The organism is Peptoniphilus asaccharolyticus DSM 20463 (assembly GCF_900176115.1).
Taxonomy (GTDB): Bacteria; Bacillota; Clostridia; order Tissierellales; family Peptoniphilaceae; genus Peptoniphilus; species Peptoniphilus asaccharolyticus.
Genome location: NZ_FWWR01000013.1, coordinates 18,614 through 31,384, shown reverse-complemented (window position 1 = coordinate 31,384; position 12,771 = coordinate 18,614). Strand labels below are relative to the sequence as shown.

Genomic DNA, 12,771 nt, shown 5'->3' with positions numbered 1-12,771 from the left:
TTTTCGCCTTGAGTTGCGCAGCGTAACGTTCTTCTCTCAAGGCGATCTCTTTTTTTATTATTTCGTTTTCTGCTTTTATATATTCATTTTCTGCTCTAAGTTTTATTAGTTCTTCTCTTTCAGATTCATTAAGTTTTTTTGCTTTATAGATATTTTTATTTTTCATACTTGTATTTTTAGATTTACGACCTCTCTTTTTATTTACAAGACCATTATATCCATAATTTTTATACTTGTTAACCCATGAATAAAGCTGTCCATGATTAATTCCATATTCAACTGCTATAGATGTTATGGAATTTCCAGCTAACACTTTAGATACCATTTCTAATTTCTCATCAGGTGTCCAATTGATATTATTTCCATGTTTTAAAATTTCTGGTCCATGAAGTTCTTCTAACCTAACCCATATTCTAATTGAATCATGAAAGTTTTTTTCGTTGGTCCTTTCAGGTGTATCAGGCCATTTACCATCTCTATACAATTGCACGCTTTCTTTTTTTATTTCATAACTATATTTCATAAAAATACCCTCCTTACTGGTTTGTCCAGTAAAGAGGGTACATATCAAAATATATCTGTTGGATATTTAATATATATAGAAAAACAAAACAAAAACAAAAAAGGAGATGACAAACTATTACAACAAAAACACAGAAGTAACATTAACAGAAGAAGAATTCAAGGCTCTAATTGAAAGAGAAGCGAAAGAAGAATACAATAAATACCTTGAAGAACTTGATGAAGACGAACAACCAGAACCTTTTGAACCATTTCTAATGAGATACTTTGAATCAGAACAAGACTTCATACCGGTTGATGAAGATGGAAACAGAGAAGAATGGTAAGAAAACTAAAAGAGAGCAGATAAATAATCTACTCTCTTTTCTAAAATAAAGTCTCACTTAGTAACAACTTGGCAACAAATTCATTATAATTCAGATATACACTATATTATCTACCTTTTTACCAGTGTAGTGCTCTACCTACTGAGCTACGATAGTAAATTTTTAGTTGAATTTATTTCTAAAATTTTCTTTAAAAATCTTATGTAAATACTATAATGGTTCTTTAAAATTCTGTCAATAAGTCTTTCTAATGAAAAATATTTACTCAATGTCATTTTATTTATTGTCTATTTCCTAAATTTAATCTATACTCTTCAATGAGGTGATAATTTGAAAAAAAATGAAGGTTTCAGTTCCATTTGGGGCTTTATTTTAGTTGCAATAGGACTTGCACTTGGAATAGGTTCGCTTTGGAGATTTCCTTATGTCGTTGGTGCCAATGGAGGCGCTATTTTTATACTTATGTACATTGCAATAATATTAATTATAGGCATTCCTCTTATGACTTGTGAGGTTGCTATAGGCTTTCACACTCAACGTACTGCCATCGATGCTTATAAAACCATTGCTCCTAAGTCTAAGTTCTACTTAGCTGGTTACTTACACTTGATAGCTGCCGTGCTTATACTTGGCTATACTGCTCCTATCTATTCATGGATATTTAAATATCTAATTGTAAGTTTCCAAGGTTCTTATATCGGACTTACTCCAGACGGTGTTGTTGAATTTTTCAATGGATTTAATGTAGACAAGACTCAAGTATTTATATTCTTTATTCTAAATTTATTATTAAATATTTTTGTCTTAATATTCGGTGTACAAAAAGGTATCGAAAGAATTTCCAAAATACTTTTACCTATACTATTCTTGATTATGGTGGCTGTAATTATTTCTGTATTGAGAGTTGACAGTGCAGTTGAAGGAGTTAAATTTTTATTCTTGCCTGATCTTTCTAAATTTACTTTAGACTCTGTCTTAACATGTCTTGGTCAAGCATTCTTCGCTCTTGGTCTTGGTATGCTTGGAAGTATGGTTTTCGGTTCTTACATCAAGGATGAAAAGGAAAATATCTTTAAGAGTTCTTCTCTTATCTGTATTTCTTTAATCTTCGCTGGAATACTTGCAGGACTTATGATATTGCCAATGGTTTTTGGTACTAATTTAGAAGTCACAGAAGGTGTTAGTTTAAGTTTCTTAACTCTTCCAAATGCTTTTAATTTAGTTCCTGGTGGATATTTCTTATCCATACTATTCTATCTTGGATTTTATATAGCTGCGTTCACATCTTCTGTTGGTGTTTATGAAGCGATTATAGGTCTTATAACTGAAAAGTATAATCTAAATAGAATCACAGCTATTTTGATAAGTGCTGTGCCTATAGTGATTATAGCTTATCTTTCAATCAACAACGACGCTCTTTTCGGTATGTTCGATGTTATTGAAAGTAACTATATCTTAGTTTTCAGTTGTCTTGCAATTGCAATCTTCTCCGGATACGTTTGGGGAATTGAAAATGTAATTAAAGCTAGTAACATTGAAAATGAATTTGTTAAAAACTGGATGAGAGTAAGTATAAAGTATATAACTCCGGTTGCAATACTAATTATATTCTTATCTCATTTCTTTAAATAAGACAAGCAAAAAGGTGGACTTAAAAGTCCACCTTTTTTTATTGATAATTTATCATAACAAGTGCAACATAAATAAACTCATAGCTAATCAGCTGTGTTAATATGTAAGTGACCAAACAAAACATATTAAAAGGAGTGATTAACTATGAGCTATAACCATCTTACCATAGAAGAAAGATCTTGTATTTACCAATTTTTAAATTTAGGAATGAGTATAAGGAAAATTGCACAAGCACTTAAAAGGTCACCTAGTACAATATCTAGAGAAATTAAAAGAAATTCATCTAAGATAAAAGTTAGTAGGGGAAGTTACACTAAGTACTTTCCGATAAAGGCAAATGATAAATATATTGATAGAAGAAAAGACTGCCATAGAAAAAGTAAATTTTCTAAAGATGTTATTGATTATTTAACTGTAAAGATTAACGAACATTGGTCCCCTGAACAAATATCAAATAGAAACACAAATGAGATTCATGAATTACCATCTACATCAACGATATATAGAATGATACACGCCAAAAAGCTGCCAAAAACTAGTATGAAAAATTTGAGAAGAAAAGCTAAATTTAAAAGGCCAGCAGAAAAAAGAGGAAAATTCAATGATAAAGGTAGAACAATTAAGAAAAGACCTAAAGAGATATACAGAAGGCAAGAATTAGGCCACTGGGAAGCAGATACAGTGGAATCAGGCAGATTAGATCATAAAAGGAAAAGTAGATGTTGTTTCGTAACTTTAGCAGAAAGAAAATCTAGATATTATATAGCAATCCTAGTTGAAAATAGAAAGTCGGAAAGCGTAACACCAGCAATAATAAATGCATTAAAAGATTATCCAAAAGAATTAGTAAAAACAATAACCTTTGATAGAGGTAAAGAATTTTCAGAATTTGAGAAAATAGAAAAAGAATTAGGATGCAAAACTTATTTTTGTGATCCCTATTGTGCATGGCAAAAAGGTACAAATGAAAATAGTAACGGACTTTTGAGGGAGTTTTATCCTAAGGGTATGGATTTATCAGAAGTGAATATTGATGAATTAAATTATAACTTAAGTTTAATGAATAATAGACCTAGAAAATGTATAAAATATAAAACACCTAAAGAAGAACTTTTTGGTCTCTTACCATAGGTGTTGCATTTGATTTGACAATTCGTCTATATCAAAGGTCTCTTGAACTGCATCTCTTGTGTGAATTACTATAGGTAAATTCAACTTATTTGCAAGTTCAATTTGTCTTATAAACACTTCTCTTTGAGTATCTCTTGGTGAATAGTCATAGTAATAATCTAATCCTATTTCACCTATTGCCTTTACATTTTCATTTTTGGCAAGTTCTATTAGCTTATTTTCTACTTCGTCATTATATTCATCAGCAGAATGAGGATGTACCCCAATAACTGCTCTCAAATTTTCGTATATTGATGCGAGTTCAACAGAGGCTATTGAAGATTCTAAATCTGCCCCTATGTTATAAACTCTCTCAACTCCATTTTCTTCAAGATTTGAGATTACAATATCTCTATCGTAATCAAATCTTTCACTGTCTAGGTGTGCATGAGAATCTATAATTCCCATTAACAAATCACGCTCCCGTCCGGTAAATCTTCGTGTATAGTAGCTAAAGATATATTTCCTTTTTCATCTTCAGCTGCTAAAAGCATACCTTCTGAAAGAACTCCTCTGAAATTATGTGGCTTTAAGTTAGTTATAACAAGTATCTTCTTTCTAGTTAGGTATTCCTTACTGAATTTACTCTTTATATTTGAAACTATAACTCTTCTTTCTTCACCTAATTTTAAATTCAAAAGATAAAGTCTATCTGCATTTGGATGGTCTTCTACTGATTCTATTAAAGCTACTTTGATTTCTAATTTGTCAAAGTCATCAAGAGTTATTTCTGGCTTTCCAGCTACTTCCTCTGCTTCTTCTTCAACTTCTCCGGCCCAAGCTTTTTTCTCTGCCGCTCTTTGGTCTATCAACTCTTGGTTTGCTGTGTTAAGTCTTTCAAGTTCTTTTTCAACATCAAGTCTTGGGAAAAGAACTCCTAAATTCTTAACTTTTTCACCAGCAACGCAAAGTCCCCAAGTCTTAGCATCTTCCCAAGAAATTTCACCTTTTATCTTAAGTGACTTTCTGATTGAGATTGAAGTTTTTGAAAGGAATGGCGAAATCAATACTGACACAACTCTTAGTGATTCTGCCAAGTTGTAAAGTACTGTATCAAGTCTATTTCTCTTGCCTTCGTCTTTTGCCAATATCCATGGTGTTGTTTCATCTACATATTTATTTGAACGTCTGATAAGGTTCCAAATTTCTTCAAGAGCAACTGAGAATTGGAAGTGTTCCATAGCTGCGTCTACCTTATCTGCTGTTGTTATTGCAATTTGTTTTAAATCTTCATCAACTGCTTCAAACTCAACTGCTTCTGGTATATAGCCATCGTTGTATTTTTCAATCATTGAGATTGTACGAGATACTAGATTACCAAGGTCGTTTGCAAGGTCTGAGTTCAGTCTTCTTATGAATTTTTCTCTATTAAATGAACCGTCTGCTCCAAAGCTAAATTCTCTAAGCAAGAAATATTTAAGAGCATCTATTCCATATAAGTCTATAATTGGTTCCGGATAGATTATATTTCCCTTAGATTTACTCATCTTATCGTTGTCGAATAATATCCAACCATGTCCAAAAACTTTTTTAGGTAGTGGTAAATCTAATGCCATTAAGATTGCTGGCCAAATAATTGTGTGGAATCTTGTGATTTCTTTTCCAACTAAATGTACATTTGCTGGCCAGAATGAATTGAATTTTTCTTCATCTGCTCCATATCCTATTGCAGATAGGTAACAAGAGAGCGCATCTATCCAAACATACACAACGTGTTTATCATCAAAAGGAACTTTTACTCCCCAATCAAATGTAGATCTTGAAACTGATAAATCTTCCAAATTTTCTAAGAAGTTCTTTATCATTTCATTCTTTCTAGATTCAGGTTCAATGAAATCAGGGTGATCTTCATAATATTTTAAAAGTCTATCTTTATATTTTGACAATCTAAAGAAATATGATTCTTCTTTTTGAACATTTGTAGGTCTACCACAGTCAGGGCAAGTGTGTCCTTCTCCTAATTGAGATTCTGTCCAGAATGACTCACATGGTGTACAGTAGTATCCTTCGTATTCAGACTTGTAGATTTCTCCCTTGTCATATAGTTCTTTAAATATCTTTTGTACGTTCTTTTCGTGTTGTTCATCTGTTGATCTTATAAATGAATCGTATTCTATCTCTAATTTTTCCCAAAGAGCTTTTATAGATACAATTATATTGTCCACATATTCTTTTGGTTCAAGGCCTGCTTCTTTTGCCTTTTCTTCCATTTTTTGTCCGTGTTCATCTGTTCCTGTAGTGAAGAACACATCATAACCTTGTAATTTTTTATATCTTTTTATGCTGTCTGCCGCCACTGTACTATAAGTATGTCCTATGTGTAGGTTATCTGATGGATAGTATATAGGCGTGGTTAAATAATATTTTTCCTTTTCCATTTTTGTCCCCCTGTTCCAAAAAAACAAGACTTTTCGTCTTTATAATAATATAAATTATATGCTAAATAGCTTATATTTTCAACTTTGCGGGCATTTTAAAAGGGAGCTTTCACCCCCTTCTTATATGTCTCCTTTTACTACTAAAACGGAAACTTTCGAACTATTTATTACTTTGTTAGAAACAGAGCCAAGAACTGTTCTTGAAAAAGCTCCAAGACCTCTATTCCCCATCACTATTAAATCTATATCATGTTCCTCTGCAAATTTTGTAATTTGTTGCGCTGGATTGCCACTTGTGTAAAAAGTTTCAATCTTCTTAGGATAATCAGAAAGCTCATTTTCTACATCAGACAAAACAAGTTCTGCTCTATCTGTGTTAGCTCTTTCTATCTCCAAAGTATATGGGAAATTTGTAGGGTACTGTTCAAATATACTCGTCTCTGGAATTACCGTAAGTACAACTAAATCAGCATCATACTTTTTACCTATATCCTTTGCTACATAAACCGATTTCTTAGATATCTTTGAACCATCTATTGGTACTAAAATCCTCATATGAACTCCCCCTTTATTTCAATTATTATTTACCCTATTTTAACAGATTAAAACTGAAACGTGAATAATGATTTAACTATGTCTATATTTGATTTTTTATTTTTAGTTAAATCTAAATCTCTATATGTCTAAATCCATGACCTTGTATTTCGGATGTATCACTAACTGCCATAAATGCACCTTTGTCTACTTTGTTTATAACATCTTTCACAGTCACAACTTCAGCCGCCGTACAAATCATATATATAATCTTAAACTTGTTGTGGCTGTATGCTCCTTCGCCATGAATATAGGTCATACCTCTCTTCATTCTATCGTAAATAGCTTGCACTATTTCTTCGTCGTGTGCACTTATGATGAATATTTGCTTTTGCTTGCCAACTCCCAAGTGAATCTTGTCCATAACACTGTATGCTATAAACAATGCTATTAGAGTGTAAAGTGCTTTGTCTAAAGAATATACAAATGATGATGACATTATTATAAAGAAATTTATTACCATTAATACATTTCCTACAGAAATATTATATTTTTTCTTTATGATAGCTCCAATGATATCAAATCCTCCTGTTGAACAGCCATTTCTAAATGTAATTCCCATGCCTATTCCATTTAGAACTCCTCCAAATATACAAGCTAATAATGTATCATTTGTAAGCGCAACTCCACCTGACATTATAGAATCTAAAAATCCAACATAAAATGATATCAAGAAGATTGATATTGTTGTAAAAAACATAAATTTTTTATCTAAAAATATAAGTCCCAGTATCATCAAAGGAAGATTTAACAAGAATAGAATCCAACCCAAAGGTATTGGCACAAACAAATCTAAGAGCACAGCCAAACCTGTCACCCCACCAGATATTAATTGATTTGGCTTTAGCAATAACACAAGAGCTACTGCACAGACAAAATCTCCAATTAAAATCGACAAAAGTTTTTTTATAAATACTTCTTTTTTAATATCAAGTTTCAAAATCTATCCCTCCTACCTTGATTATAGAAGTAAGTTTGAAAATAGTAAACCTTCTAATTTCTTAATAATTTATTTGATGTGTCTTAACCATACAAAGTTTTATATTTTACTTGTGTGGTATAATACTAATAAGATAAATTAGGAGGTATTCTTATGAAAAAATTAAGCTTATTACTTATCGCAATGCTGCTGTTGAGCGCTTGTGCAAAAAATGAACCTAAAGAAATTAACAATACAACTCCAGAAAATCAAAACACTATGACAACTGATAAAGTAGATAATGAAGAAGAAGTCCTATATTCATACTCCGGACAAAATGAAAATTTCGAAGCAAGAGCCGTGATAAAACCTGTTACAGAAGAATATTTAAAATCATTAGCTGATGAAAATGCAGGCACTAGCTCAGATGAACTACAAAAAATTATGGAAACAAACCCTGTCTATAGAATATCAGTTTATTTAACTTACACAGGAGACTCTTTAGGAGAAATCCCGGATATTAGCGATATATCGTTTAAAATTTCTCTACCTAATGTGTTTGATGCAGCAACTTCACAATTAGACAAAGATACCTTGGTTAAGACTCTAAACGGCCATGAACCGCTTGTAAAAGATAGCCTAATTCCTGAAGATGTTTCTGCAAACATAAATGAGGAATCAGTTATAACAATCAATTCTTCATCTGCAACAATGCCAGAATTTAATTTTGATATGGAACTAAAAGCAAACTAAATTTATAATTAGCTCTGTTTTGCAACTTGTTCAAGACAAGCTGTGCAGAGCTTTTTTTAGGAGGTAAACTATGAAAAAATTATTTATTATCTTAACTTTACTCCTTTGTTTGACGGCTTGCACAGAGAAAAAAGATACAAAAGATGTGGTAACTTCTCTAAGAGAGCACCCGGATTATCAAACTTATTCTCAATACATTATCAGAAATGATTATGAGCCGTACTATACATACGAGGGTGAAAACGAAAATTTTAAAGCAACATTCACAGTAAAACCAATAGACCAAAGTATAATAGAACAGAATTCAGAAGCTAGTGAAAACTCCAACAAATTGACTATAAAAGACCTTCAAGTAGATTGTTATCTTACTTACAAAGGCGACTTAGCACAGAGTAATTTAGATTTATCAGGCTCTGTTGATTTGAACTTAGTTGCCAACTATTTTGGATTCACAGGAACCTTAAATGGACCTAGACTTGTGAGTGCCTTGGATGGAAACTACCCAATCTTCTCATCTTACGATCGAATTGAAGATTTTGATTTTGAAAAGGGAACAGCTCCTACTTTTGAAGAACAAGACAATATGCAGCTAATTTCAAAATCTAAGAATAATAAAGACTTCAATTTTGAAATTACATTAAATCGTGTTAAGTAGGTTTTCTATGAAAAAAATAGTTTTATTATTGGCAATTTGCTTACTAACTGGCTGTAGTAAAGTAGCTGAAAACAAAACTCCCGACTTTGTCTTTACAAAAGGTATTCAAAGTTCGGAAGAGTACAAAAATTTAATAGACCAAGTTAGAAATTCTAAAGATTATACAAGTGTCCTAATCAATGAAAATGAACCGACTCACATTTTCACTGGAGAAAACGAGTTGTTCAAAGCTATGCTTACCTTTACTCCTGTCGACGAAGTTGCAATAAAAAAATATTACTCACAATTTCCCGACAGCAAAGATATGAAAGAAGCTCTTGAACAGACTCTCTCTATGCAACCTAATTTACAACAAGACTTGTATTTGACTTTCAAAGGTGATTTAAGAGAAGCTTTCTTTAACTTTAAAACTAATGAATTTTCAATTGTAGATTTAAGGTGTACTTTGCAATCAGGCAGCTATGGTGGAACGATTAGTAATCCATCGCTAGAACATCTTATAACGTCATTAGATGGAAAAGCACCTTTGTCAAGTCCATTTTTCATTAGAAAAGATGACCCAACTCTACTGCAAGCTCCATCTTTAAAAGTTGAATCATCCATTCCTGAATTCAATTTTGATCTACAACTTTTACAACAATAGCTAAAGCGTATCGGAAATCCGATACGCTCTTTTTAACAAAACTTATTTCTATTGGGATTGTCTTTATTTTCCATATCCCACAAACAATCTATTTTAAATCCATTCAGCTCTGCAATTTTTCTTATATCTTCTTTTCTGTCTGCATCTTCATATAAAATACACACTCCACAGCAGTGGTCAGCCTCTCTTGGAGTTGGCGCAAGAGTAGATTGTATTCCTCTTTCCTGCATTTTTTGATATAGTTTCATAGCTTCAGCTGAATTCGGCATTAAAACATAGTGTTTTAAATCTTTCATCACTCTCTCCAAAATTAGTTAAGCATTTCTATAAATGCCCCTATTCTTGTCTTTAATTGTTCTGCATCTTCATCTGTATAATCTGTTTCTATTCCTATGCATGGTATACCAGCCTCTTGCATAGCTTTTTCAACAAAGTATCCTTCTGTGTCATAGATGTTGCAGAATTTCAAATTCAAATCAATAATGCCATCAACATTATATTCTTTGACAAGTCTTATTATGTCGTCAATTCTTTCTCTGTTTGGAGTGAAACAAGCACAGTTGATATGTCCCAAATATCTATCCGCTAAATTTTTAACCATGCTGTCCATATCAGCTTTCGTTTCATCCACTAATGCTTCTGAATATCTCACACCTGTACACATTTCTTCACATACAACCGCTCCACCTGATGTTTCTATAATTTGGTGCATCTTCCAATTCGGAATTGAAAGTGGAGTGCCTGTCAACAATATTCTCTTAGTGCCCTTAGCATAAACTGAAACATTATTTTTCTTTCTTTCGTCCAATTCATCACATAGAGTATTTAACATTTGAGCGAATCTCTTTGGATCGTCATAGAATGCAATTTGGTGTATTAAAAGAGCATCTCTACCGCTTATAGGTACATTTTCAAGTTTTCTAAACTCATTTAACCTTTGTAGTGCCTTTCTCTTATTGTTCACTGTTAAAATTGCATCGTGTAAAGTTTCTTCGGTGATTGTATTTCCTGTTAAGTCTTCCAAAACTCCCATATAGTTTTTGATTTCATATTCCCATTTTACAAAATCTTCTTTCCTCTTCATTTGAGGAATGTCCATTATGTGCATTGGAGCATCTTCGGATAATATTTCCCAAGCCTTCTTCTTGCCATCACAAGTTGTCTCTCCAATGAATAAATCGCATATTCTAAAGAAAGGACAAGTCCTGTCAAATCTCGCTCCAAGAGAAGCTTTTATAAGAGGGCATGTTGCAGTTGGCAAAACTTTCTCTCCACCAGGCACCCAGAATTGTGAACCACTACAAAGTCCTGTTGCTATAGCTCCGGCAGCCAAGACAACTTCATCTGGAACGTGTATACAAAAACTTCCCACAACCTTTCCACCATTTTTTTGAAACTCTATTAATTCAGCTGGACGAATCCCGTGTATATCCGCAACCACCATATTAAAATAATCCATTTTTTGCGGTCTGTTCTCTTGACTTAAATATACATCCCCAAATGCTTGTGGCAGTGCCTCACAAAGTAGATCATGAGTTTGTATGTCCATTCCTAGTTCTTCCCACATTTTTTTGTTATCAGTCATTATTACTCCTCCTCAATAATTAAACTTAATTTCCCCTTTAAAACAACCCCTACACGCAAACTTTGGACTTCCTACATCTTCCGTTAATATATACCGTGTAGTATTCATATACTTATCGATTGCTCTGAAAATTCCGCCAACACAAAGTGCGGGCACTACTTGCTTTTCAATTTCATCAACCGTCAGTTCAGAAACAGTTTCCTCTAAAAATTCTCTTCTTTCTTCCAAATCAATTAGATATCTTGAAAAGAATTCTACTAAGAAAATTTCTCTGCCCGTTAAATTGCTTCTATGCAGTTTATCGATAGCTGTATCTATTCTTTTGAATTCATCAATTGCCCACTCATGTTTCTCTTTAGAATACTCTCGGTGGTATACAGCTTCCAACTCCATTCTCAATCCATCTTCAGAATTGTATACATATACAGGCTTCTGTGTTTCTTCTCTCAAACTCTTAATTATGTACGGGCAAAAATCTTCTACCACATACATATTTGACGAGAACAACAGCGGACATTTTTCAGTTTTTAAATATATGATTGAGCTCTTTATTAAATCGCAACCAATATAATCTCCATAAGCATATATGTTAGAATCCAAACCTTCAATTGGAACTGGATACAGTCCATAGGCATATATCAAAGGTTGGTTTACATTGCTTCCAAAAGTTCCTACAATACTCTCTTCAGTGGATTTTTTCATAATACAATCTACAAATGCCTGCCGCCTTAACTCCGGCAAGTCCTCATAAGTTTTCAGTTTTCTCTTTCTCCAAACACTCATGCCAACAACGCCGCTCCTATCGCTCCAGCAAACCTTGCATCCCCATCAGATACAACCTTCGCTCCAAGCCTCTTTGACAGTTCTTTCAAGACATACTCACTCTCACAAAAACCACCTGTCAAGAAATAGACATCACTACCCTGTTTTTTATTCACAAGAGTTACAACTTTAGAACAAATAGAATTTACAACTCCGGCTGCTATATCTTCCTTAGCTGTTCCCTTACCCATAAGAGATATAATTTCAGATTCTGCAAAAACTGTGCAAGTTGAAGAAATTTTAACTTGTGTTCCAAGCTCCGCAAACTCAAACATTTCCTTTAAACTCAATCCCAATCTATTTGCCATAATCTCTAAAAACTTACCTGTCCCCGCAGAACATTTATCATTCATAATAAAATCTGCGACCTGTCCATTTTTCAAAACTATAACTTTAGTGTCTTGTCCTCCAATGTCTATAACAGCGATATCCGAACCGTATAAATAACTCGCTCCCTTTCCGTGGCAAGTTATCTCCGTTATAACCTTGTCAGCATAAGGTACGCTCACACGCCCATATCCTGTTGCCACAATGCTCAAATCCTCTAAAGCATACTCCAAGCTCTCCAACCAAGTTCTTATATCCTCGGCCGTTTCCTTGCTGTTCCATCCGCTTGACATTACTCTTTTGTTTAAAATAGTTTTTTTATCTTCATCAAAAATCACAACTTTGCTGGCTGTTGAGCCAATATCTATTCCTACATACTTCACAACATCCCTCACCTAAAAAATAATAATTTTTTTAAAGTAAAATGTATTTATTAATACTAAAT

At 33.0% G+C, this 12,771-nt stretch carries 14 protein-coding genes and 1 pseudogene; 6 read left to right on the top strand and 9 right to left on the bottom strand.

The window, feature by feature from the left end; all coding sequences use genetic code 11:
- A partial coding sequence (locus B8869_RS09600) for a helix-turn-helix domain-containing protein (protein ID WP_084231405.1) occupies positions 1-523 on the bottom strand: 523 nt, incomplete at its 3' end.
- 106 nt (positions 524-629) lie between these two features.
- Here B8869_RS09600 and B8869_RS09595 point away from each other — a divergent pair.
- The 3 genes from B8869_RS09595 (at position 630) to B8869_RS09585 (ending at position 3,611) form a co-directional block, all read left to right on the top strand.
- The gene (locus tag B8869_RS09595; RefSeq protein ID WP_084231404.1) at positions 630-848 is read left to right on the top strand and encodes a hypothetical protein; all 219 of its coding nucleotides are present in this window, start codon (positions 630-632) and stop codon (positions 846-848) included.
- Between the two features lie 330 nt (positions 849-1,178).
- Positions 1,179-2,480, top strand: coding sequence for a sodium-dependent transporter (locus B8869_RS09590; protein WP_084231403.1), 1,302 nt, complete (start codon positions 1,179-1,181; stop codon positions 2,478-2,480).
- Positions 2,481-2,624: 144 nt separating this feature from the next.
- Entirely contained in the window at positions 2,625-3,611 is a 987-nt protein-coding gene (locus tag B8869_RS09585; protein WP_084229742.1) for an IS30 family transposase, read from the top strand.
- A gap of 27 nt (positions 3,612-3,638) precedes the next feature.
- Here B8869_RS09585 and B8869_RS09580 read toward each other — a convergent pair.
- From B8869_RS09580 to B8869_RS09565, 4 genes and pseudogenes are all read right to left on the bottom strand, one after another.
- Positions 3,639-4,052, bottom strand: a pseudogene (locus tag B8869_RS09580) (TatD family hydrolase); the annotation flags it as partial.
- 5 nt (positions 4,053-4,057) lie between these two features.
- Positions 4,058-6,028 (bottom strand): methionine--tRNA ligase, encoded by a 1,971-nt coding sequence (metG, locus tag B8869_RS09575; RefSeq protein ID WP_084231402.1) that lies wholly within the window; start codon positions 6,026-6,028, stop codon positions 4,058-4,060.
- 120 nt (positions 6,029-6,148) lie between these two features.
- Positions 6,149-6,583 carry a universal stress protein gene (locus B8869_RS09570; protein WP_084231401.1) on the bottom strand — a complete coding sequence of 145 codons (435 nt, stop codon included), beginning with the start codon at positions 6,581-6,583 and terminating at the stop codon, positions 6,149-6,151.
- A gap of 112 nt (positions 6,584-6,695) precedes the next feature.
- Positions 6,696-7,562 (bottom strand): YitT family protein, encoded by an 867-nt coding sequence (locus B8869_RS09565; RefSeq protein WP_234989833.1) that lies wholly within the window; start codon positions 7,560-7,562, stop codon positions 6,696-6,698.
- 153 nt (positions 7,563-7,715) lie between these two features.
- Between B8869_RS09565 and B8869_RS09560 the strand changes: the two genes are divergently transcribed.
- From B8869_RS09560 to B8869_RS09550, 3 genes are all read left to right on the top strand, one after another.
- Entirely contained in the window at positions 7,716-8,294 is a 579-nt protein-coding gene (locus B8869_RS09560; RefSeq protein WP_084231399.1) for a hypothetical protein, read from the top strand.
- A 70-nt stretch (positions 8,295-8,364) separates the two neighbouring features.
- On the top strand, positions 8,365-8,949 hold the full coding sequence (locus tag B8869_RS09555; RefSeq protein ID WP_084231398.1) for a dsRNA-binding motif domain-containing protein: 585 nt from the start codon (positions 8,365-8,367) through the stop codon (positions 8,947-8,949).
- A gap of 7 nt (positions 8,950-8,956) precedes the next feature.
- The gene (locus B8869_RS09550; protein ID WP_084231397.1) at positions 8,957-9,592 is read left to right on the top strand and encodes an outer membrane protein assembly factor BamD; all 636 of its coding nucleotides are present in this window, start codon (positions 8,957-8,959) and stop codon (positions 9,590-9,592) included.
- A gap of 32 nt (positions 9,593-9,624) precedes the next feature.
- On the opposite strand, the gene B8869_RS09545 is transcribed toward B8869_RS09550, so the two are convergent.
- From B8869_RS09545 to B8869_RS09530, 4 genes are read right to left on the bottom strand one after another with little or no spacing between them, the layout of a single operon-like run.
- The gene (locus B8869_RS09545; RefSeq protein WP_084231396.1) at positions 9,625-9,888 is read right to left on the bottom strand and encodes a DUF3343 domain-containing protein; all 264 of its coding nucleotides are present in this window, start codon (positions 9,886-9,888) and stop codon (positions 9,625-9,627) included.
- A 14-nt stretch (positions 9,889-9,902) separates the two neighbouring features.
- On the bottom strand, positions 9,903-11,177 hold the full coding sequence (locus B8869_RS09540; RefSeq protein WP_084231395.1) for a double-cubane-cluster-containing anaerobic reductase: 1,275 nt from the start codon (positions 11,175-11,177) through the stop codon (positions 9,903-9,905).
- Between the two features lie 12 nt (positions 11,178-11,189).
- Complete coding sequence (locus B8869_RS09535) at positions 11,190-11,960, bottom strand: hypothetical protein (RefSeq protein ID WP_084231394.1); 771 nt, start codon at positions 11,958-11,960, stop codon at positions 11,190-11,192.
- Positions 11,957-12,709, bottom strand: coding sequence for an acyl-CoA dehydratase activase (locus B8869_RS09530; protein WP_084231393.1), 753 nt, complete (start codon positions 12,707-12,709; stop codon positions 11,957-11,959). Before B8869_RS09530 ends, B8869_RS09535 begins: the two co-directional genes overlap by 4 nt.
- Positions 12,710-12,771: the final 62 nt, after the last annotated feature.

Excerpts from the sequence above, each read along its gene's own strand:
- B8869_RS09540 (WP_084231395.1), bottom strand. The coding sequence starts at position 11,177 with ATGACTGATAACAAAAAAATGTGGGAAGAACTAGGAATGGACATACAA.
- B8869_RS09560 (WP_084231399.1), top strand. The coding sequence starts at position 7,716 with ATGAAAAAATTAAGCTTATTACTTATCGCAATGCTGCTGTTGAGCGCT.
- B8869_RS09595 (WP_084231404.1), top strand. The coding sequence starts at position 630 with ATGACAAACTATTACAACAAAAACACAGAAGTAACATTAACAGAAGAA.
- metG (WP_084231402.1), bottom strand. The coding sequence starts at position 6,028 with ATGGAAAAGGAAAAATATTATTTAACCACGCCTATATACTATCCATCA.
- B8869_RS09545 (WP_084231396.1), bottom strand. The coding sequence starts at position 9,888 with ATGAAAGATTTAAAACACTATGTTTTAATGCCGAATTCAGCTGAAGCT.
- B8869_RS09585 (WP_084229742.1), top strand. The coding sequence starts at position 2,625 with ATGAGCTATAACCATCTTACCATAGAAGAAAGATCTTGTATTTACCAA.
- B8869_RS09555 (WP_084231398.1), top strand. The coding sequence starts at position 8,365 with ATGAAAAAATTATTTATTATCTTAACTTTACTCCTTTGTTTGACGGCT.
- B8869_RS09570 (WP_084231401.1), bottom strand. The coding sequence starts at position 6,583 with ATGAGGATTTTAGTACCAATAGATGGTTCAAAGATATCTAAGAAATCG.
- B8869_RS09550 (WP_084231397.1), top strand. The coding sequence starts at position 8,957 with ATGAAAAAAATAGTTTTATTATTGGCAATTTGCTTACTAACTGGCTGT.
- B8869_RS09535 (WP_084231394.1), bottom strand. The coding sequence starts at position 11,960 with ATGAGTGTTTGGAGAAAGAGAAAACTGAAAACTTATGAGGACTTGCCG.